The organism is Chelatococcus asaccharovorans (genome assembly GCF_003201475.1).
Taxonomy (GTDB): Bacteria; Pseudomonadota; Alphaproteobacteria; order Rhizobiales; family Beijerinckiaceae; genus Chelatococcus; species Chelatococcus asaccharovorans.
This window is the reverse complement of sequence record NZ_QJJK01000004.1, coordinates 232,459-252,896: the sequence shown is the minus strand read 5'-3', so window position 1 is coordinate 252,896 and position 20,438 is coordinate 232,459. Positions and strand designations below refer to the sequence as shown.

Annotated in this window: 18 protein-coding genes and 1 pseudogene; 15 read left to right on the top strand and 4 right to left on the bottom strand. The window is 63.3% G+C overall.

Annotation, left to right across the window (positions count from 1 at the left end; all coding sequences use genetic code 11):
• Positions 1-61: 61 nt before the first annotated feature.
• Complete coding sequence (locus C7450_RS11115; RefSeq protein ID WP_110374517.1) at positions 62-970, bottom strand: glucosamine kinase nucleotide-binding domain-containing protein; 909 nt, start codon at positions 968-970, stop codon at positions 62-64.
• Positions 967-2,226 carry a UDP-N-acetylglucosamine 1-carboxyvinyltransferase gene (gene murA / locus C7450_RS11110; RefSeq protein WP_110374716.1) on the bottom strand — a complete coding sequence of 420 codons (1,260 nt, stop codon included), beginning with the start codon at positions 2,224-2,226 and terminating at the stop codon, positions 967-969. The genes C7450_RS11115 and murA overlap by 4 nt, the downstream gene beginning before the upstream one ends.
• Positions 2,227-2,352: 126 nt before the next feature.
• On the opposite strand from murA, the gene C7450_RS11105 reads away from it, so the two are divergent.
• Entirely contained in the window at positions 2,353-3,345 is a 993-nt protein-coding gene (locus C7450_RS11105) for an N-acetylmuramic acid 6-phosphate etherase (protein ID WP_245449612.1), read from the top strand.
• A 149-nt stretch (positions 3,346-3,494) separates the two neighbouring features.
• On the opposite strand, the pseudogene C7450_RS34500 reads toward C7450_RS11105, so the two are convergent.
• Positions 3,495-3,882 (bottom strand): annotated as a pseudogene (locus C7450_RS34500) (transposase); the annotation flags it as partial.
• 195 nt (positions 3,883-4,077) lie between these two features.
• Between C7450_RS34500 and C7450_RS11095 the strand changes: the two are divergent.
• The 12 genes from C7450_RS11095 to metC all read left to right on the top strand — a co-directional run bounded on the left by C7450_RS11095 (position 4,078) and on the right by metC (position 15,515).
• A complete protein-coding gene (locus tag C7450_RS11095) occupies positions 4,078-4,473 on the top strand; it encodes a DUF2946 family protein (protein WP_110374514.1) in 396 nt (131 codons plus the stop codon).
• 87 nt (positions 4,474-4,560) lie between these two features.
• Positions 4,561-5,127 (top strand): copper chaperone PCu(A)C, encoded by a 567-nt coding sequence (locus tag C7450_RS11090; protein WP_110374513.1) that lies wholly within the window; start codon positions 4,561-4,563, stop codon positions 5,125-5,127.
• Between the two features lies 1 nt (position 5,128).
• The gene (locus C7450_RS11085; RefSeq protein WP_110374512.1) at positions 5,129-5,740 is read left to right on the top strand and encodes an SCO family protein; all 612 of its coding nucleotides are present in this window, start codon (positions 5,129-5,131) and stop codon (positions 5,738-5,740) included.
• A gap of 166 nt (positions 5,741-5,906) precedes the next feature.
• Positions 5,907-6,434, top strand: a complete 528-nt coding sequence (locus C7450_RS11080) for a YcnI family copper-binding membrane protein (protein WP_110374511.1) — start codon at positions 5,907-5,909, stop codon at positions 6,432-6,434.
• A gap of 71 nt (positions 6,435-6,505) precedes the next feature.
• A complete protein-coding gene (locus C7450_RS11075) occupies positions 6,506-8,119 on the top strand; it encodes a copper resistance CopC/CopD family protein (protein WP_110374510.1) in 1,614 nt (537 codons plus the stop codon).
• A 24-nt stretch (positions 8,120-8,143) separates the two neighbouring features.
• Positions 8,144-8,611: a copper uptake system-associated protein gene (locus tag C7450_RS11070; protein WP_110374509.1), complete on the top strand. Its 468-nt coding sequence runs from the start codon at positions 8,144-8,146 to the stop codon at positions 8,609-8,611.
• 53 nt (positions 8,612-8,664) lie between these two features.
• Positions 8,665-9,780, top strand: coding sequence for an ABC transporter substrate-binding protein (locus C7450_RS11065; RefSeq protein WP_110374508.1), 1,116 nt, complete (start codon positions 8,665-8,667; stop codon positions 9,778-9,780).
• Complete coding sequence (locus C7450_RS11060) at positions 9,780-10,835, top strand: FecCD family ABC transporter permease (protein ID WP_110374507.1); 1,056 nt, start codon at positions 9,780-9,782, stop codon at positions 10,833-10,835. The genes C7450_RS11065 and C7450_RS11060 overlap by 1 nt, the downstream gene beginning before the upstream one ends.
• Entirely contained in the window at positions 10,832-11,593 is a 762-nt protein-coding gene (locus C7450_RS11055; protein WP_110374506.1) for an ABC transporter ATP-binding protein, read from the top strand. Before C7450_RS11060 ends, C7450_RS11055 begins: the two co-directional genes overlap by 4 nt.
• 363 nt (positions 11,594-11,956) lie before the next feature.
• Positions 11,957-12,556, top strand: a complete 600-nt coding sequence (locus C7450_RS11050; protein ID WP_110374505.1) for a glutathione S-transferase family protein — start codon at positions 11,957-11,959, stop codon at positions 12,554-12,556.
• A 158-nt stretch (positions 12,557-12,714) separates the two neighbouring features.
• Positions 12,715-14,304, top strand: coding sequence for a rhodanese-like domain-containing protein (locus C7450_RS11045; protein ID WP_170147200.1), 1,590 nt, complete (start codon positions 12,715-12,717; stop codon positions 14,302-14,304).
• Positions 14,301-15,515, top strand: a complete 1,215-nt coding sequence (gene metC / locus C7450_RS11040; protein WP_110374503.1) for a cystathionine beta-lyase — start codon at positions 14,301-14,303, stop codon at positions 15,513-15,515. The genes C7450_RS11045 and metC overlap by 4 nt, the downstream gene beginning before the upstream one ends.
• A 134-nt stretch (positions 15,516-15,649) precedes the next feature.
• Here metC and C7450_RS11035 read toward each other — a convergent pair whose 3' ends face one another.
• Positions 15,650-16,267, bottom strand: coding sequence for a glutathione S-transferase family protein (locus C7450_RS11035; RefSeq protein WP_170147199.1), 618 nt, complete (start codon positions 16,265-16,267; stop codon positions 15,650-15,652).
• A gap of 392 nt (positions 16,268-16,659) precedes the next feature.
• Between C7450_RS11035 and C7450_RS11030 the strand changes: the two genes are divergently transcribed.
• Positions 16,660-18,741, top strand: a complete 2,082-nt coding sequence (locus tag C7450_RS11030; protein WP_110374501.1) for a hydantoinase/oxoprolinase family protein — start codon at positions 16,660-16,662, stop codon at positions 18,739-18,741.
• Entirely contained in the window at positions 18,738-20,390 is a 1,653-nt protein-coding gene (locus tag C7450_RS11025; protein WP_110374500.1) for a hydantoinase B/oxoprolinase family protein, read from the top strand. Before C7450_RS11030 ends, C7450_RS11025 begins: the two co-directional genes overlap by 4 nt.
• Positions 20,391-20,438 lie beyond the last annotated feature (48 nt).

Genomic DNA, 20,438 nt, shown 5'->3' with positions numbered 1-20,438 from the left:
GCTTTTTCGCCTCTCTCCCCGGCTCCCTCCGCTCCCCCGTCCAGATGCTTGTCATATTCACTCATGCCGTCGTCTCCCGCGGGGGACGGCCGGCGAGGATGGCGGCGCCATCGAGCGCATCGCCAAGCTGCGGGCTCAACCGCCGTCTCAGATCCGGCGCGAGCCATGTCTCCATGACGCTGCCCAGTCCTCCGATCAGCGACAATCGCGGCGTGCCGCGTTCAAACAGCGCCCGGCAGATGGCGTCGATCTTGGACGCGGCATCCTGCATGATCCGGCGCGCGGAGGGATCTCCATCATCGACATGGCGGACGACGATCGGCGCGAGCGTGGCGTAATCGGTCGCCGTTGCCCGATCCATCCACGAAACCACGCAGCGCGGATCGTCCTCGAACCGCGCCAGAACCTCACTGAGCAGCGCCGTCTTTTCCATGCGCCCGTCATGCGCAAGCATTGCCATTCGGATCGCCCGCAGGCCGAGATAGGCGCCGCTTCCCTCATCGGAGACGGGAAACCCGTATCCCCCGACCTTGATATTGCAACCCTTGACCCGTGCCAGCCCGCAGCTCCCGGTGCCGACAATGACAATCCCGCCATCGCCGCCATTGTGAGCGCCCAGGCAGGCAATTTCGCCGTCTGCGGCAAAGGTGATGCTGGCGAAGGGGTGCGGCTGGTCGCGCAGCGCCTCGATCGCGCCTTGCCGCGAAAGACCTGCCACGCCGATGCCCGCGTGCACATGACCCGCCTTGTCAGGCTCGATGCCGGCTTCGGCCAGCGCATTAAGAAACGCCGTGCTGATCGCCGCCCAGGTCTTCTCTATGCCGAAGCGGGTCGCTGCAGGACCGGCAAGGCCGCGACCGAGGATGACGCCTTCGCCGGTTTCAAGTCGTGCCCGGCACCCGGTGCCGCCGCCATCGACAGCCATATAGAGCGGGGTATCCGGATGCCCGCTCCGGCCGCCCGCGCTCATATGGAAATCCTTTCAATACGCGCGCCGCAGCGCCGCAGCTTGCCGTCAATATCCTCGAAACCCCGGTCGAGGTGATAGACGCGGTGGATCGTCGTCTCGCCCTTGGCGACAAGGCCGGCAAGCACAAGCGACATGGAGGCCCTGAGATCGGTGGCCATGACTTCCGCGCCGTGGAACTGCCCGACCCCGCGCACGATGGCGGTGGAACCGTTCTGCCGGATATCGGCCCCCATGCGCTGGAGTTCCGGCACATGCATGAAACGCGCGTCGAATATCCGCTCCTGGATGGTCGAGACACCGTCGGCCAGGCACATCAGCGCCATGAACTGGGCCTGAAGGTCAGTGGGAAATCCGGGAAACGTCTCGGTGGTGACATCGACGCTTTTGAGTATGCCCTTGCGTTCGGCCATCAGGCCGCGATCGCTAGGAAAAACCGAAATGCCGGCGGCCTCGAGAATGCGAAGCGCCGCCCCTAGATGCTCAAGCCTGCCGCCGATGATTTCCAGCTGTCCACCCGTCATGGCCGCGGCGATGAGATAGCTGGCAGCCTCGATCCTGTCCGGTAGGATCGTGTGATCAACGTCCCGCCAGGACGTAGCCCCCTGAACACGAATGCGATGCGTGCCCGCACCTTCGATGTGCGCACCCAAGGCGGTCAGAAAGGCGGCCACATCGGCGATCTCCGGCTCGCGCGCGCAATTGACGATCTCGGTTTCGCCACTGGCCGCTGCCGCCGCCATCATCGCCGTGTGGGTGGCGCCAACCGATGGCGACGGAAATGTGATCCGATTGCCGCGAAGCCCCTTCGGAGCCTGGACTTCGATGATGCCGCCGTCGAGCCAGACCTTTGCGCCGAGCGTCTCCAGCGCCTGGAGATGGAAATCGACCGGCCGCGTGCCAATCGCACAACCGCCCGGTCGCGATATCCGCGCCCTGCCAAAACGCCCGACCAGTGGCGCCAGGACGAGGAACGAGGCCCGCATCCGGCGCATGATGTCGTAAGGCGTTTCCGAGCCGGACAGCGCCTCGGTCGAGAAGCTCAGGCGTCCATTGTGCAGGACCGCCTTTTCCGCGCCGTGAAAGTGCAAAAGTTCAAGCATCGAATGCACGTCGGCAACATCGGGCACGTTGGAGAGATTGACGCGCCGGCCGCCCAGAACGGACGCGGCAAGCACCGGCAATGCCGCATTCTTGGCGCCGGCAACCTGCACCGACCCCGAAAAAGGATACCCTCCTTGAATGACAAGCTTGTCCAAATCCACCTCGCCTGCTTCGCGCGATATGCGAGAGATACGTATAATTCCAGTTATTGTCCACTTTAAAAGAGACCGGGCGGAACTGGCGTGACCGGCGGCCCTATGCCCGCTATTTCCGGTTGAATTTTGCCGCGCTTTTTGTACAACAGCCAAACCAGCCTCAACGAGACTGGTAGTGCTTTGGTATTAATCGGAGCCCTTTTCATGACTGAAATCGTAAACCCGCCTCTGCTCCAGACGGAAACCCTGGCGGGTGGAGACCGGTTTCTGGACGAGTTGCCGGAGGCAGAACTCTTCGACACCCTGCTTGCAAGCCAGGCTAAGGCGGTGACCGCCCTCGAGAAGGCGTCGACGCAGGTCCAGGCCGCCATTTCAGGCGCGTTCACCGTTCTCTTGCGACCAAACTCCCGGCTTATCTATTGCGGCGCAGGAACCTCGGGCCGGGTGGCGCTGCTCGATGCCGTCGAACTCAACCCCACATTCAACTGGCCCGGCGAACGGATAAAGGTCTTGCTTGCCGGAGGCGAAGAAAGCTTTTTTGAAGCACAGGAAGGCGCGGAAGACGACGCCGAGGCCGCGCGAAAGGCGCTCAGTGCGCTCGAACCCGGCGTTGACGACGTTATCGTCGGGCTTGCCGCCAGCGGTACGACGCCCTTCGTGCTCGCGGTGATCGACATGGCGAAGGCTGCCGGCGCGACAACCATCGGCTTCTCCAATAATGCGCATATGCCCCTCGTCACCGCTGTCGATTTTCCGGTGCTGCTGGACACCGGGGCGGAGGCGCTTGCGGGGTCGACGCGGCTTGCGGCCGGCACCAGTCAGAAGATCGCTCTCAACATCTTTTCCACCGCGCTGATGGTGCGGCTCGGCAAGGTGTATCGCGGACGAATGGTCGACATGCGGGTGACAAACCGCAAGCTGCAGAATCGCGCCATCGCGATGGTCGCAGATATCGTCGGATGCGGTGAAGATCTGGCGAGACAGGCGCTGGAAAAAACCGGATTCGACGTCAAACATGCCGTTCTGGTGGCCCGCGGCGCAACGCCAAGCGAGGCGATGCGCGCGCTCAAGGCATCGGACGGCATTTTGTCCAGCGCCGTGCGGCGCATGTTCGGATGATTTGAGTGCGTCGGCGGACTGTTCCGCGCCCTATTGCCTGCGATGATCCGTTTTGCATGGACACTCATTTTATCACGCGGGACCGGTGCGGTCATACGTTCACCCAGACAGAGCCGCTGACGTTCAGCTCGCCCTGCCGGAGGAGCGGCAGGTGCATGGCACATTTCGCGGTGATGATCTCGGTCGGTCGGCAGGTTCGGCCTTGCTCGGCAGAGACGTATCGACAGGCCCATGACGGCTTGCAAATGCGCGACGGCATCGCGCTTACCGGCGACCCCGACCATCTTTGACAGAAGCTCCGTCGGCGCCGAAGCCTCCTGCATCTGGTCGAAGAGCGGCTTCTTCAGCTTCGCGTTCTCCTCTTCCAGAGCCTTCAGGCCTGGCGTCGGACACGCCCATCCGGCCATACTTCGCCTTTCAAATAGACAGAATGGCCTCCGAGCTCCGTGCTTGCGGGCCAGATCTCCCTTCTTCGCACCGGCCTCGCTGGCGTAGCACTGCGAAGATCTGTTCTTCCGTGAACCGCTTCCGCTTCATCCGTCCGCCCTTCAAACGAGGATGGACCCAACCTCCGACTGGCGGCGAATCGCAGGGGCAGGTCAAGCCCCTATGACAATTTGTCATACAGACTCCTGTCGCGCTACGCCAACTGGCGATCGTCGGGTGTGGTATGCTGGCTCCCATTCGACTATGATTGCGAACGAACGGATTAATCAGGGGTTGGAGAGCCGGGTGGAGGCGCTGAGGCAGCGAAAGGGATGGGCTTGGGTCGCGCTTGTCGTGGCCTATATGCTCGTCCTGCAGTCTGTCCTCGGTGCCTTTGCAATAGGCGCCAGCGCCTCGCCGGAACGCAACGACGTCTTCGGAACGTTTCTGTGTGCACCATCGGGCGACCTGTCCGGTGCATCCGACGACGCCCCGGTGCGCAAACATCTGCCGGACTGCTGCCTTTATGGATGCAGCATGTTCGCGCCGGTCCTTCTATCGCTGCCTGCCGCCGCGGAAACACCGTTCGAGCATTCCGCCGTCCTTGCACATCCGTTGCCGGACCTCGGCGTCCGGCCGCCGTTGCGCCGCGATGGCAGCCCCGGACGCCCACGCGCACCACCACACTCCATCGCTGCCTGACCCCGACGCCATGCGCGGGGTCTTCTGACGCACCTTCAATGATCTGTCGCTCGCGCGGCGGAACGCGTCTCAGCGTGGAGATATCCCATGTCATCGTTTTTGTCCCGCCGCGCCTGGAGCGCGAGCGCGCCGCTCTGTCTATTTCGCAGTCTCGAGGAAAAGCTTGGCCTCGTCGCTCTCGCCATCGGTATGATCTTCGCATCGGCCCAGACAGTCTTTGCGCACGACATGGCGGTCGGCCCGATCACTGTCAGTCAACCCTGGTCGCGCGCAACGCCTGGCGGCGCCAAAGTGGCCGGCGGCTATCTCGTCATCCGCAACACGGGTGACCAGCCGGATCGGCTCATTGCCGCCACCTCCGGCATCTCGGGCCGGACAGAGATCCATGAAATGGCGGTCAAGGATGGCATCATGACCATGCGCCCGCTCGCGGACGGCCTGACCGTTCCCGCCAAGGGCGAGGTCGTCCTGAAGCCCGGCTCCTACCACCTGATGTTCGTGGACCTGAAAAACGGGCTCAAGGAAGGCGAGCCATTCAAGGCACGGCTGACCTTCGAGAAGGCGGGCCCGATCGACCTGACCTTCGACGTGCGCGCAATCGGCGCCAGTGATGCTGGCGATCACATGGGTCACGGCAAGTCCGCGGGGCACTGACATGAAACGATCCTGGCGATGGATCGGCCTGATCCTGGCAGGGGTCGTGCTGGCCGTCATCCTGACGACCGCCATAGCGCTGCTCTCCGCCTCCAGGCCTCGACCGCAGGCGGAGACCGCGGCAGGGCCCGGCGGGCCCTTTCGGTTGACCACACAGGCCGGTGACGAACTGTCGGATCGGGATCTGAAGGGAACGCCTTTCGCGATCTTTTTCGGCTTCACCCGCTGCCCCGAGATCTGTCCGACGACGTTGTGGGAACTGTCCGAAACGCTCCAGCGCATGGGCCCGGATGCCGACAAGCTCAAGGCGATCTTCGTTTCGCTCGATCCTGCGCGCGACACGCCGGATATGCTGGCGACCTATCTGCAATCCTTTGATCCCCGGATCATCGGCCTGACGGGACCTGAGGACAAGATCGCGGCCGTCGCCAAGGCCTACAAAGTCTTCTGGCGCAAGGTCCCGACCGAAGGCGGCGACTACACGCTCGACCACACCGCCATCGTCTATCTGATGGACCGAAGCGGCGCGTTTGCCGGGACCTTGGCCTACCGTGAAAACGCCGATACCGCGCTTGCCAAGCTGCAGCGCCTTGTCGCCGGAAAAGCCCCCTGAAGTGGCAGGCGCGTCTCGCCGCGCATCTGCCCCTTCACGCATCAGATCCACCACACCCCTCCCCGGCGCGCCGCTTTGCGCCGGACACCCCACCGCGAACGGCAGAGCGCCGCCGCAGGCCCCCAACCGGCCGTCAGGCCCGGTCATAACAGAGGAAATCCCGTCCATGATATCGTTGAAGTCTCTTATTCCGGCGGTCCTGCTCTCGGCTGTCGGGGCGAGCGCCGCCTTGGCCCATGTCACGCTGGAAAGCCAGCAGGCTCCGGTGTCCTCCACCTACAAGGCCACTTTCCGAGTCCCTCATGGTTGCGAGGGCAAAGCCACGAACACCGTCCGTGTCCGGATTCCCGAGGGCGTGATTGCGGTGAAACCCCAGCCCAAGCCCGGCTGGAAACTCGAGAAGGTCAAGGGCAAATACGCCAAGTCCTACGACTACTACGGCACGCCGACGGGCGAAGGCGTGACGGAGGTCATATGGAGCGGCGGCAATCTGGGCGACGACGAATATGACGAGTTCGTCCTGCGTGGCTATCTGACAGGCGATCTGAAGGCGGACACGATGCTCTACTTCCCCGTCGTCCAGGAATGCCCGGACGGCGCAGCCGCGCGCTGGATCGAGATTCCGGAAGCGGGAAAGAAGGCGGATGACTACGAGAAGCCGGCGCCCGGGCTGAAGCTCCTTCCCAAGAAGTAATCGCCATACGAGGCGCGGGCCTGTGCGCCCGCGCCTTGGATATGTCCGGTAAGCCCGCAGATAAGACAACCATGATCCAACGCACCAGAGCGCTGTTTTTCCTATGGCTCGCCATGCTCATGGGCGCGGCGACATGCCTGCTGGCGCTGACAGGCGATGCGGCTGCGCATGCCGCGCTGGTGCGTGTGGAACCTGCTGACGGTGCTGTCGTCGGGACGGCACCGAATTCCTTTTCGCTGACGTTCAGCGAGCCGACATCGCCCCTTGTCTTGAAGCTTATCAAGCCGGACGGCACCATCACCACCCTCGACCGCTTCGTGCTCCGCGACACCACCCTGGACATCGCGGCGCCGACCGGGCTCGGCAACGGGACACATGTCCTGAGCTGGCGGATCGTTTCCGAGGACGGCCACCCCGTCGGTGGCTCCGCTGTCTTCTCGATCGGTGCCCCGAGCAGCGGTTCGCCTCCCAACGTGAGCGACGCGATCGACTGGCCCGTACGCATCGCCATCTGGGCATGCAAGGTGGTGCTCTATGCCGGCCTTTTCATTGGCATCGGCGGCATCTTTTTCACACAGTGGATCGGGGGTCCCTCTCCTGCTGCGCTGCGCGTGGCAGTGGGGGCAGCCGGAGCGGCTTTGCTGGTGACGCCGCTGACGGTGGGGCTGCAGGGGCTCGATGCGCTCGGCACGCCCTTGTCGGCCCTCGGCAATGCCGTCGCCTGGACAACCGGCTTCTCCACGAGTTACGGCAACACCGCCATTGTCGCAGCGATATCTGCCGCTGTCGCCCTCGTCGCGCTCCTGGCAGGGGGCTGGATTGGCAAGGTTCTCTCGCTCCTCGCCTTGGTGGGGGTAGGCGTTGCGCTGGCCGCGAGCGGCCATGCCGGCGCGGCTCAACCCCAGTGGGTGACGCGTCCCGCCGTCTTCCTGCATGCGATCGGGATCACCTTCTGGGCCGGCTCGTTGATACCGCTCGCGGCGGCACTCAGGATGCAGTCACCCGACGCCATTCTGGCCCTCCGCCGCTTTTCGAAGGTCATTCCAGTCGCAGTTCTGCCGCTGGTCGCGGCGGGCATTCTCCTGGCGATCATCCAGTTGGGCAGTCCGAGCGCGCTATGGAGCACCGCCTATGGGCAGGTGCTGATCGCCAAGCTCGTGCTGCTCGTGGCTCTGTTTGGTCTCGCCGCCTTCAACCGCTTCTGGCTGACCGCGCCGGCCGAGCGAGGCGAGCGCCCGGCCACGGCGCAGCTTGTGCGTTCGATCCGCCTGGAACTCGCGATCGTTCTCGCCATTTTTGCCGTTGCCGCCTTCTGGCGGTTCACACCTCCACCGCGTGCGCTCGCCGCGGCCGCGGCAGCGCCGGCCTCCGTTCATATTCATAGCGCCAAGGCCATGGCGGACCTGACGATCACGCCAGGGCGCGTCGGACCGGCGTCGGCGTCGATCGTCGTTATGACCGGCGACTTCGGTCCGCTCGATGCCAAGGCCGTCACGCTCATCCTCGCCAACCCATCGGCGGGCATCGAACCGATCCGCCGTCCCGCGACAAGGCTGAGCGACGGCACGTGGCAGGTCGACGCCCTGAACCTGCCGCTTCCAGGGCGATGGGCAGCCCGCATCGACATTCTCGTCTCGGATTTCGAGTTGGCCAAACTCGAAAGCCCCATCGACATCCGGCCGTGAGCGTGAAAAGACGTTGGAATTGACATGAAATATACTTCGATCGGCGCGTCCGTATTTGCTCTGTTCAATGTCATGACCGGCGCTGTCCATGCCGGCGACGATCGGGGCGCGATCCGTGATCTCCTCTTGCACATGTTCGACCGCCCCGAAGCGCGCCTTTCGGTCGCTCCCATCAGCATCGAGTCCGGCGTGGCCGTGGCCGGCTGGATCCAGGGCGACCTGGGCGGAAGGGCCCTTCTCCGTGAGGCAAACGGGACGTGGCAAATCATCCTCTGCGGCGGCGATGCGCTCACGGATGCGGCCGCGTTGCAGCAGCTCGGGCTGGACGCTGAGACCGCCCGAAAGCTCGCCCTTTCTGTAAAGACATCCGAGGCGCAACTGCCCCCGGCGATTGCGCAACAATTATCAAGCTTTGAGGGTCTCGTGATGATGGACCAGCACATCGCCAAGCCCCAAACCGACACCGCCCACCGCGAGCACGACAGACAATAAGAAACGAATCCGCGCAAGCATGCTTGCGTGCCGAATGACATGGAGGCAATAGAATGCGTATTCCGCTCAGCTTTAAACTTAGTGCTTTGGCAATTATATTATCCACTACATCAGCACTGGCGACCCCGACCGAGATATCGGACGCCCTCGGACGCAAAGTCACCGTTGACCTACCCGTTAATCGTGTGGCGCTGAATTTCAATTTCGAGGAATTCACCGCCGTCGCTGGCGTTGACGGGTGGAAGAAGGTGGTGGGTATTTCGCGCGCACCTTGGGAAGGTTGGCGGCCGCTAATCTTCGACCGTTACAAAGCGGCGATACCCAATCTTGCCGCGATGCCTGATATCGGGCACACGGATGACAGCAGCTTCAGCGCGGAAAAAGTAATCGGCCTCAAGCCCGACGTACTCTTCATGTCCGAATGGGGGTACAACGCGGCAAAAACGCAGATGGCCCAGATTGAAGGCGCCGGGATACCTATCGTTGTTATCGATTACAATGCCCAGAAGCTCGACAGGCACCTCGCCTCTGTCCGCGCGGTGGGCAAGGTGCTCGGAAATGAGGAACGCGCTGAAGAGCTCGCGACACTCTATGATGCCCAATACAAAGACATTCTCGCGCGCGTTGACCGGGCCAAAGCCGCCGGCGCTCCGGTGAAGAAGGTTTATGTAGAGCTGGCACGCGACGGCGCCGATACGATCGGCAATACATATAACAACACGATGTGGGGAGCGATCATAACGGCACTCGGTGCAGATAATATTGCCACAGGCAAGATCCCGGGCCCATGGGGGCCTCTTAACGCTGAGGCGGTGATCGCCGAGGACCCGGACATGATCATCATGGCGTCGTCGTCATGGGTCGGCAAGACGAAGGCGGTCAGAACCGGCTACGATATTCAGCCTGAGGAAACCCGGGCGAGCCTGACGACCTATACGCAACGGCCCGGATGGGGCAATTTGAAGGCTGTGAAGGCTGGAGAACTGAACGCGATCGAGCATGGGCTCGCGCGCACGCTGTATGATTTCACAGCCATTCAATTCATCGCGAAACGTCTTTACCCGGAACAATTCGCAGATGTGGACCCGGTACTCAACTTCAAGAATTACCACGAACATTATCTTCCGGTGCCCTACAGCGGCACGTGGATGTTGACGCTCAAGCCGTGATGCATCACGTCGGCTCAGATGAGGGCGCGATCAGCGCCCTCTATACCAGCCTGGCAGATCGGCGGCGTGCCGTCCTGCTCTTTGGCGTCTGCGCGCTCTTCATGAGCCTTCTTGTGGATGTTGCAACCGGTCCCGCCCTCCTGCCGATAACGGCTGTTGTGGGCTCGGTGCTGCGTCTCGCCAAGGACCCGACGGTCGATGCGATCGTTTGGACGATCCGATTGCCGACGGCCTTCGTGGCGATCGCGGTGGGCGCGGCACTCGGCTTGTCCGGCGGCATCATGCAAACCATCCTCAACAACCCGCTGGCATCCAGCTACACATTGGGCGTGTCCGCTGGAGCCGGCTTCGGTGCCGCACTTGTCATCGTGCTCGGCGTCGTCGTGCCGCTGCCCGAGGCCTGGGCCATCCCTGTCATGTCCTTTCTGTTTGCCGGCCTGGCTTGCGCGGGTGTCTACGGCATCGGCAGCCTGCGCGGCGCATCTCCGGAGATGCTGGTGCTGGGCGGAATCGCGCTGCTCTTCCTGTTCCAGGCTCTGCTTGCTCTCCTGCAGTTCGCCGCTTCGCCGGAAGCGCTCCAGCAGATCGTCTTCTGGCTGTTTGGATCATTGCAGAAGGCAACCTGGGCAAAGCTCTGGATCATCAGTATCGTGCTGGGGGGCGCGTTTCCCCTGCTTCTGGTCGATGCGTGGCGGCTCACGGCCCTCAAGCTCGGCGATGACAGGGCGCGCGGGCTTGGCGTCGATGTTGCCCGGTTGCGCCTGCGCGCTTTTGCGATCATCTCTGCGCTCACCGGTGTCGCGGTCGCCTTCGTCGGCACCATCGGCTTCGTCGGCCTGGTCGCGCCCCATATCGCCCGCATGCTCGTCGGCGAAGACCAGCGGGGATTGCTGCCCGCATCGGCAGTCTGCGGTGCATTGCTCCTTTCCTTGGCATCCATCGCGAGCAAGTCGGTGCTTCCCGGCGCAATTGTGCCGATCGGCATCGTCACCTCGCTCATCGGCGTGCCGTTTTTCGTGTGGCTCGTCACGCGGAGCCGGAGGGCATTCTGGTGAGCGTGGACATTCAGACACTCTCGGTCCGTTACGGCGCCACGCGCGCGTTGGACGGGGTGACGCTCACTGCCAAGCCTGGTGAGGTCCTCGCGGTCCTCGGCCCGAACGGCTCGGGAAAATCCTCGCTTGTCAAGGCCATCGCAGGCCTCGTGCGCTATACCGGGCAGATCGTTCTGGCGGGGTCCGCAACGCGAGACTCCATTGGCTACATGCCGCAGGACACCGCGACGCGCGCTGCACTGACAGTCCTGGAAGCCGTCTTGCTCGGCCGCCTCGGCCAGCTGGGCCTACGCGTGAAGCCCGCTGATGTCGAATTGGCCCGGCAGGTGCTCACCGAGCTCGATATCGCCGCTTTGGCGGGCCGCTATCTCGGAGAGCTCAGCGGCGGTCAACGCCAACTCGTCTTTCTCGCCCAGGCACTGGCGGCCGAGCCGAAGATCCTTCTTCTTGATGAACCCATCAGCGCGCTCGATATCCGACACCAGCTTGAGGTGATGGAGGTGGTGCGGCGACTGACCCATGAACGCGTTCTCACCACGCTGGTTATCCTCCACGATCTCAATATCGCTGCGCGGTTTGCGGACCAGGCGGTCCTGTTTCACGGGGGGAAAGTCGTCGGTCTGGGGGCACCGGCGGACATCATCGATGCGCTAAGGCTTGCTCAGGTCTTCGGCGTGGAGGCTGCGTTTTCGACTACACCCGACGGTCGCCTCGTCGTCACCCCTGTGCGCCCCTGCCGATCGCCCAAGGCGCTGTAAGAAGACTCACCTTGCGCAATCCACCTCATCGCATTTGATTTGCCGGATAGCGATGTCCGTAACGTAAGGCTATTGATATCGGTGGAGGGCGATCTTGCTTCAGAGGTCGTTGATCGTCACTCGCTTTTGTCCGTTCAAGAGCCGCCACACACCTCGCGCGCATGGGCGGCAACGGCCCGGGTAATCCGGCGCAAGGCAAGGCGCGTGCATCAAGATATCCCGCCCCGCATGAACACTGGCTCCAGGGAACCCGCGGTGGCGGATCACCGATCTGCGGCCGGATCACCGCGCAGAGCGGCCTTGACTTGTTCCCCGGCGTGAATTCATATGTATACTAATGTATCCTGATTGAGGTCGAATGCGATGCTGAAAGTGTGGGGAAGGCCCGATTCGTCGAACGTGGCCAAGGTCATGTGGACGATTGGCGAACTTGGACTTCCCCATGAGCGGATCGACCTTGGGGGTAAGTTTGGCGGCAATGACGACCCAACCTACCGCAGCAAGAACCCCCATGGTCGCATTCCGACCATCGAGGATGGAGACGCGGTCCTGTGGGAATCGAATGCGATCGTGCGCTATCTCGCCGGGCGCTACGGGAGCGGTCTCCTGCCTGCGGATCTCGCGGAACGGGCGGGGTCCGACCGGTGGATGGACTGGTGCTCGATCACGCTTGTGCCGAGCCTCAAGACCCTCCGCGATCTGCATCGCGCCGGCGGCGACACGAAGGCCCTGCTGGAGGATGTCTGCGCGATGGTCTCGACTTTGGAGACCGCGCTCGCCGAAACGGATTTCATCGCCGGAAACGCGCTGACGGTGGGCGACATCGCGCTTGGCGCGCAAGTGCACCGCTGGGTCGAGCTCGATATCGCCAAACCCGCCTTCCCGAAAGTCGTCGCCTACCGCGACAGGCTGCTTCAGAGGCCGGCTTTCGCCGAGCATGTGGCAAAGCCGGTCAAGCTCTGAACCCCGACGGATGCGGGGCGTGAAACGAGGGCCCACGAAGGGCATGCAAGGAGATGCGGATCGCCGTCCGCTCCTCGCTTGGGGCGATGTGACGAAGCTTCGCGGTCCGCTGATTGCAGTGACGGACAGCAACCACCACCGCTGACATGGATGCCGATGTGAACGAGATTTCCGCAACGGAGCTTATGAAAACAATCTCTTCCGACGAAGAGATTGCCATTGTGGACATTCGCGAGAAAGGCCACTTCGGCTTGGAGCATCTGCTGCACGCCGCCAATATCCCCTTTAGCGAGCTCGAAACCGGGATCCTGCTGCAGGTTCCCCGCCGCACGACGCGGATCGTGCTGATCGACGGCATCGACAGCGTCGCGCCCCGCGCCGAGGAACGATTGCGCGAGCTCGGTTATGTGACCATCGACCGCCTGACGGGCGGCGTCGACGCTTGGCGGGAGGCCGGGGGCGAAGTCTTCATCGGCGAAGACGTGACGCCCAAGGCCTTCGGCGAGATCGTCGAAGAAGAACTGCACACTCCTGCGCTCAACCCGCAGGACGTCGAGGCGCTGATCGGAAAAGGCGAGGACGTCGTCATTCTCGATGGCCGCACATGGCCCGAACATCACGGCGTCAGCATTCCCGGCAGCATCAGCGTACCGAACGGGGAGCTGTTGTTGCGACTGCCGGATCTGGTCAAAGATCCCCAGACCACGGTCGTCGTGACCTGCGCAGGCCGCACGCGCTCGATCATCGGCGCGCAAACCCTGATCAATGCCGGCGTGGAGAATCCGGTTTACGCATTGCGCGGCGGTACGCAGGCCTGGCGGATGGCCGGACTATCCCTGCACAACGGCAGTACAAACCGGTTCGCGGAGGTGACACCGGAGGGTGCGGCCCGCGCGGAGGCGTTCGCGAACGATCTCCGCCGCAAGACGGATATCCCGGATATCGCGCAGGCCGACGTCGAGCGGGTCGCGGCCGAAGGACAAAGAAACCTCTATAGGCTCGATGTCCGCACCCGGGAGGAATTCGACGACGGGCATATCGCCGGCTCGGTCCACGCCCCCGGCGGGCAACTCGTCCAGGGGGTCATCCGCTGGTGCGCGGTGCGCAAGGGGTTGCTCGTCCTGATCGACAGCGCGCCCTTCGTGCGTGCCGTTTCAGCTGCCCACTGGCTTCGGCAAATGGGCTACGATGCGCGCGTCCTCGAGGGCGGCGTCGCGGGCGCAACGGCGCAAGTCGTGAAAGACGATCCGCCCCCAGCCATTCCGTCTCTCGCGTCTGTCGCGCTGGTCGATGCGGACCGCGCCAGGCATCTCCGTGCCGGCAAGGCTCTGACGATCGATGTCGGCGCCTCCATGGACTACCGACACAGCCATATCGCCGGGGCGGTCTGGGCCATACGCCCACGTCTGGAAGCCCTGCGCGAGCGCGTACAGCAGGCCGATTCGATCATCGTCTACAGCGCCGTCGCCGCACGGGCGCTTCTCTTCGCCGCCGACTTGAAGCGCCTGTTTCCGGACCGTGACGTTTGCGTTCTCGACGGGGGGTTGAGCGCCTGGGTCGCCGCGGGCGGTGAGGTGGAAACGACGCCCCACGCCCCGCCGGACGAGGCATGCATCGACTACCTGTTCTGGGCGCATGATCGGCAGAAAGGCAACGATGCCGCGACCCTGCAGTATTTCAACTGGGAGCACGGTCTGCCGAACCAGATCAACCGCGACGGCACGTCGGAATTTAGGATCTTGAAGTGAGCGCTCATCAGGACAAGAAGGCCGGACAGGCCGACACGCATCCGAGCACGAACGACGAGACGATCGTCACGCATGCCGGCCGGTCGAGCGGCCATTTCGGAGCGGTCAACACACCCGTCTATCACGCGTCGACCATCCTGTTTCCGACGCTCGCCGCCTATGAGCAGAAGGCAACCGCCCCTGTTCGCTATGGCCGGCGCGGCACGCCGACGACCATGGCGCTGGAAGACGCGATCAGCACGCTGGAGGGAGCCGCGGGAACGGTGTTGACGCCGTCCGGCATGAGCGCTGTGACCACCACATTGATCGCTCATGCCGGGCCGGGCGTTGAATTCCTGATTTCCGACGCGGTCTATCCCCCGGTTCGCGCGTTTTGCCGGCGACTGAACGAACAGTTCGGCGTGAAGACGGTGTTTTACGACCCGTGCATTGGGCCGGACATCGCTGCCCTGGTGACGGACCGCACGCGCCTGATCTGGATGGAATCCCCGGGCTCGCACACATTCGAGATCCAGGATATCGCCGCCATCACGCAGGTGGCACGCGCGCATGGCGTGACGACGGTCATCGACAATTCCTGGAGCGGTGGGCATTTCCTCAAGCCGTTCCGGCTTGGGGTCGACATCGTCGTCCATGCCGCCACGAAGTACATTGGCGGTCATGCGGACGCGATGCTGGGCGCGATCGCCTGCAACGAAGACAACCTCGGAAAGATGAGAAAGGCGATCTCGGACTTTGGTCTCTGCGCCGGGCCTGATGACGCCTATCTCGTGCTGCGGGGGTTCAGGACCCTCGTCACGCGTCTGAAGCAACACAATGAAAATGGCCTCGAGGTCGCTCGATGGCTCGAGGCGCATCCCCTCGTGGAGCGGGTCATCCATCCGGCTCTGGCCAGCCACCCGCAGCATGCCTTGTGGCGCGAGCAGTTCACCGGTGCCTCGGGACTGTTCGGCTTTGTCATCCGATGCCGCGACAAGGCTGCGCTCGGGCCGATGATGGACGGGCTGAGCTATTTCGGGATGGGGTCGAGCTGGGGCGGTTTCGAAAGTCTGCTCATCCCCGTAAGTCTCGACGGCAAACGAGAGGCCACGCGTCCAGCATGGCAAGGCCAGCTGATGCGTATCCATGTGGGGTTGGAGCATCCGGAGGACCTGATCGGCGACCTGGACCGTGCCCTTGAACGCCTGTCCATGGCGGACAGCGGCGTCTGAAACAGGACGATGGTCCAATAGCCTCGGGCAGCCCTCCGGGCGAGGAAGCACCCTCCCCCGAGGCTCGTCAACTCTCCCGGTGGGCCGACGGCTCCCCTGTCCTGTGGAACCGTCAGCCGCAGCCCGCCTTCCGATCAGGCAAAGCCATGAATTTTCAGAACTTTCTGGACCGAGGGCCGGTCCTTCATCCTGGCATAGTGGTTCGCCAGATGACCCGGCAGCGGCTTCTTCAGGCGTTCGGCCATCCAGAACTCGACGTAGAAGAGCGCGGCGTCCGCTAGCGAGAAGTCGCCGACCGCAAAGCCCTCGGCGCTTGCTTTGCTCCCGAGCCAAGCCATGCCCTGCTCGAAGGTCGCGAGACCAGCCGCCTTGACTGCCTCGTGGCTCTCGGGCGCCGGGGAAAAGTTCTGCGGGCGGGAGATGCGCGAGAAGCCGAGACTGTGGACGGTCCCGACGGTGTAGTCCATCAATTCATAGGCGCGTGCGGCAGCCAAGGGGTCGGCCGGCAACAGCCGCTTGTCGGGATGGGTGAGGTGCAGCCAAGTTGCTAACGCCTGGAACTCGGAGAGCGTGCTGCCGTCATCGAACTGGAAGAGGGGAACCTTGCCCTTTGGATTGATCGCCAGATAGCCGGGGCTCTTTTGCTCCTGTTTGGCGAAATCGAGCCTGTGAGGCTCGTAGGCCGCGCCTGTTTCCTCGAGGAGGATATGAATACCAAGCGCGCATGTCCCGTTGGCGTAGAAGAACTTCATCGACTTACCTTTTTGGTGAGAGCACTCGGACATAGTGCGGATGGCGCGTATCCCGACAGATCGCGCCCCATGCGGACCATCTTATGCAATTTGCGGACAGGGAGGGCCGTGTCTGGCCGACACCTTCCCGCAAAGCGCTGCGCGTTTCTGCACCCGTTTTATCCTGGGGAATAGTATCTTTTCTTGGCGGTAACGCGCAGGACGCGCGTGAGAGCAGCACCCCCGGACGGCTTCGTCAATGTCATGGCCCAAGGCCACGCCGGCAACCTGGATTGCTTAGCCCACATCACGAATGTTGACAAGCGGATGCAAATGAATACATCTGAATTCCCAGATGGATGCCGGCGCCGGGTCGTGAGCCCGGAGGATATCTGCACAGGAAGGGGCTCGATATGGCGGAATTGAAACTGTCAGTGGACGTGGGCGGCACGTTCACCGATGTGGTTCTGCGACAAGGCGACAAGAGCTGGACGACCAAGGTGCTCACCACGCCGCGCGTACCGGAAGAAGGCGTCCTCGCGGGCATTTCGGAGATACTTGCCACCGCCGGGCGCCGCTTCGACGACGTCGACATATTCGTTCACGGCACGACGCTCGCCACAAATGCGATTATCGAGCGCCGCGGCGCGCGCACGGCGCTGCTGACGACCCAGGGGTTTCGCGACGTTCTCGAGATGGGTACGGAGAGCCGCTTCGATCAGTACGACCTGGAATTGGTGCGCCCCGCGCCCGTGGTTCCCCGCCCGTTCCGCTTCGGCGTTCCAGAACGCATGGATGCACGAGGCCTGGTGCGCGTTCCGCTGGACGAACAGGCCGTCCTGGAGATCGCCGCGCAGCTGGAGCGCGAGTCGGTCGAAGCCGTCGCGGTCTCCTTCCTCCATTCCTACATCAATCCAGCACATGAGAAGGCGGTCGGGAAACTGCTGGCCAGCCGCCTGCCCCATGTCGCGGTCTCCTTGTCCCATGAAGTCTGCCCTGAAATCAGGGAATACGAGCGGACCTCGACGACAGTCTTGAATGCTTATGTCCAGCCGCTGATGGACCGATATCTCGACCAGATGGAACAGCGCCTGATCGAAGCCGGGTTCCGAGGTGCGATCGCGCTGATGACCTCGGGCGGGGGGCTGACCTCGCTCTCCCTCGCAAGGCGGTTCCCGATCCGCATGGTCGAGTCCGGCCCGGCAGGTGGCGCGATCTTCGCCTGCCAGCTGGCGAAGAAGTTCGACGAGACGCAGGTATTGGCCTTCGACATGGGCGGCACGACCGCAAAACTCACCCTTCTCGATGATTTCAGCCCCACCAAGAACAGGTTTTTCGAGGTTGATCGCACAGCCCGGTTCCTGAAAGGCAGCGGCCTGCCGATCCGGATCCCGGTGGTTGAGATGGTGGAGATCGGCGCCGGCGGCGGCTCTATCGCGCGTCTTGATCTGATGAACCGGATCAATGTCGGGCCGGAAAGCGCCTCGTCCGATCCCGGACCCGCCTGTTACGGGCTTGGCGGGGAGAAGCCAACGGTCTCGGACGCCGACCTGGTGCTGGGCTTCCTCGATCCCGATCGCTTTTCCGGAAATAAGATCGCGCTGAAGCCAGATCTGGCCCGCGATGCGGTCCATCGCGCCGTCGGCGAAGGGCTCGGCCTGAGCCCACATGCGGCCGCGCATGGCATTTACGAGATGGTCTGCGAGAACATGGCTTCGGCAGCGCGCGCGCATGCTGTCGAACAGGGCGCTGCCGCCGAGCATTACACGATGATCGCCTTCGGCGGGGCCGCGCCGGTCCACGCCGCCCGCCTCGCGGAAAAGCTCAGGATCGGCCGCGTCATCATTCCCCGCAGCGCCGGCGTTGGCTCGGCCATCGGGTTTCTCGATGCGCCGGTCAGCTTCGAAAGCGTGCGCTCCTTCACCATGCGGCTCGATCAGTTCGAGCCCGAACGGCTGGACACATTCGTGAGCGCGATGTCCAACGAGGTGCGCGCGTGGGTCTCTTCGGCGGCGGGCGATGCTCCGCTCGTCGAACATCGGCAGGCCTACATGCGCTATCTCGGACAGGGGCATGAAATCCCCGTCACCATCCCACAGGGCCCGTACAAGGCCTCAGATGCGGAAGCCTTCAGGGCGGTGTTCGAGGAGGCCTACCAGGCGCAGTTCGACCGCGTCATCCCTTACGCCGAAATCGAGATCCTTTCCGTATGCGTGCTGGTATCGACGGCAACCCAGGAGCTTGCCATCGTTCCACCCGTCGGGCGGATCGACGGAGCGAGGGCGCGCGGCACGGTGGAAATCTACGACGGTCAGGCAAACCACATGCGCACCGTGCCGATATACGATCGCGAGACCCTGACGTCCGGCATGCGTATCGCAGGCCCCGCCATCGTCGCCGAAGCGGAAACAACCACCGTCGTGACCGCGAACTTCGATGCGCACATCGATGCCATCGGCTCGATTGTCCTGGAAGCCAGGGAGCAAAAGATATGACTGCGGCGGACAGCGTTGACCTTGTGACGAAGCAGATCGTCTGGAACCGCCTGACAGCCATCGTCGAGGAACAGGCGCAGGTGCTGCAGAGCACGGCTTTCAGCACGATCGTTCGGGAATCCGGTGATCTTGCCGCCGGTGTCTTCGACGCGCGCGGCCGGATGCTGGCGCAGGCCGTGACAGGCACGCCGGGTCACGTGAATTCCATGGCGCTGGCGGTCGGCCACGTCATCGCGCATTATCCCTTGCACGAGATGCGGCCGGGCGATGTGTTCATCCACAACGACCCCTGGATGGGTACCGGCCATACCAACGATATTTCGGTGACGACCCCATGCTTCCTCGACGGGAAGCTCGTCGCCATCTTCGCGTGCAACAGCCATATCATGGACATCGGTGGCCCGATCGACCGGGTGAGCTCCACCGACGTCTTCATGGAAGGCCTCTATCTGCCCATCGTGAAGATCGTCGACGCAGGCGTGATGAACGAAGCGCTCATGGCGGTCATCCGCGCCAATACAAGACAGCCCGTCGAGACGGTCGGGGACGTTTATTCGCTCATCAATTGCAACGCGATCGGCGGCAAACGTCTCGCCGAGACGATGCGCGAGTTCGCTCTCGACCGCCTAGATGCCATATCCGATTACATCATCGAGACCTCGCGCGAGGCGGTCCTGCGCGAGATCGCGAAGCTTCCCAAGGGAACCTGGCATGGCGAGCTGACCCTGGACGGCAACAACGAGCCGATCCATCTGAAGGCCGCGCTGACCATCAGCGACACGGGCATCCATGTCGACTACACGGGATCGCCGCCGATGACCAAGCGGAACTACAATGTTCCCTTGTGCTATACGCTGGCCTATACGTCCTACGCCATCGGCTGCGTGGTGGCGAAAGACATCCCCAACAATCACGGTTCGCTGGAGCCAAGGACGATTTCGGCGCCCGAAGGATCGATCGTGAACGCGCTCAAGCCGGCCGCCGTGCTCGCCCGCGCCCAGATCGGCCTGATGCTGCCGGATCTCATCTTCAATTGTCTCCGGCAAGCGGTGCCGCACCGGGTCCCGGCGGAGAATACGGGCGTCCTGTGGAGCCTGCGCGCAAAGGGGCCGCGGTCCTCACCGCCCCGGCTGGACGATCACTATCTGGTGCAGCTCGTCACGACCGGCGGCATGGGCGCGCTGCCATCCCGCGACGGCATGTCCGCGACGGGTTTTCCGAGCGGGGTTCGCGGAGGACCAGTCGAAGTCTTCGAGTCGCTTTCGACCATCATCGTCTGGCAAAAAGAGTATCGGATCGACAGTGGCGGCGCCGGCAAGACGCGGGGCGGCCTGGGGCAACATATCGAGTTGCAGAGCCTGCTCGACGAGAGCTTCCTCTACAATGCCGTCTACGAGCGGGTCGACAACCCGCCGCGCGGCTATGACGGCGGACAGAACGGCGCTGCCGGACGTTTGCTGCTCGGCTCGGGCGCAAAGCTCGCGGCGAAAGGGGCCCATATCATCCCGCCAGGGGAGCGCGTGGTGGTTCTGTCGCCCGGCGGCGGCGGATTGGGTGACCCGAAAACCCGCGACAGGGCGCTCGTTCTGGCCGACCTTCGCGACGGAATGATATCCGCCGAAGCGGCCAAGGATATCTACGGTCTCTGATATCCCGAGCGGTGAGGCCACGCCCGCAGGCCTGCGCGGCCACCGCGC

Excerpts from the sequence above, each read along its gene's own strand:
- C7450_RS11115 (WP_110374517.1), bottom strand. The coding sequence starts at position 970 with ATGAGCGCGGGCGGCCGGAGCGGGCATCCGGATACCCCGCTCTATATG.
- C7450_RS11090 (WP_110374513.1), top strand. The coding sequence starts at position 4,561 with ATGTCATCGTTTTTGTCCCGCCGCGCCTGGAGCGCGAGCGCGCCGCTC.
- C7450_RS11085 (WP_110374512.1), top strand. The coding sequence starts at position 5,129 with ATGAAACGATCCTGGCGATGGATCGGCCTGATCCTGGCAGGGGTCGTG.
- C7450_RS11080 (WP_110374511.1), top strand. The coding sequence starts at position 5,907 with ATGATATCGTTGAAGTCTCTTATTCCGGCGGTCCTGCTCTCGGCTGTC.
- C7450_RS11075 (WP_110374510.1), top strand. The coding sequence starts at position 6,506 with ATGATCCAACGCACCAGAGCGCTGTTTTTCCTATGGCTCGCCATGCTC.
- C7450_RS11070 (WP_110374509.1), top strand. The coding sequence starts at position 8,144 with ATGAAATATACTTCGATCGGCGCGTCCGTATTTGCTCTGTTCAATGTC.
- C7450_RS11065 (WP_110374508.1), top strand. The coding sequence starts at position 8,665 with ATGCGTATTCCGCTCAGCTTTAAACTTAGTGCTTTGGCAATTATATTA.
- C7450_RS11060 (WP_110374507.1), top strand. The coding sequence starts at position 9,780 with ATGCATCACGTCGGCTCAGATGAGGGCGCGATCAGCGCCCTCTATACC.
- C7450_RS11050 (WP_110374505.1), top strand. The coding sequence starts at position 11,957 with ATGCTGAAAGTGTGGGGAAGGCCCGATTCGTCGAACGTGGCCAAGGTC.
- C7450_RS11035 (WP_170147199.1), bottom strand. The coding sequence starts at position 16,267 with ATGAAGTTCTTCTACGCCAACGGGACATGCGCGCTTGGTATTCATATC.
- C7450_RS11030 (WP_110374501.1), top strand. The coding sequence starts at position 16,660 with ATGGCGGAATTGAAACTGTCAGTGGACGTGGGCGGCACGTTCACCGAT.
- C7450_RS11025 (WP_110374500.1), top strand. The coding sequence starts at position 18,738 with ATGACTGCGGCGGACAGCGTTGACCTTGTGACGAAGCAGATCGTCTGG.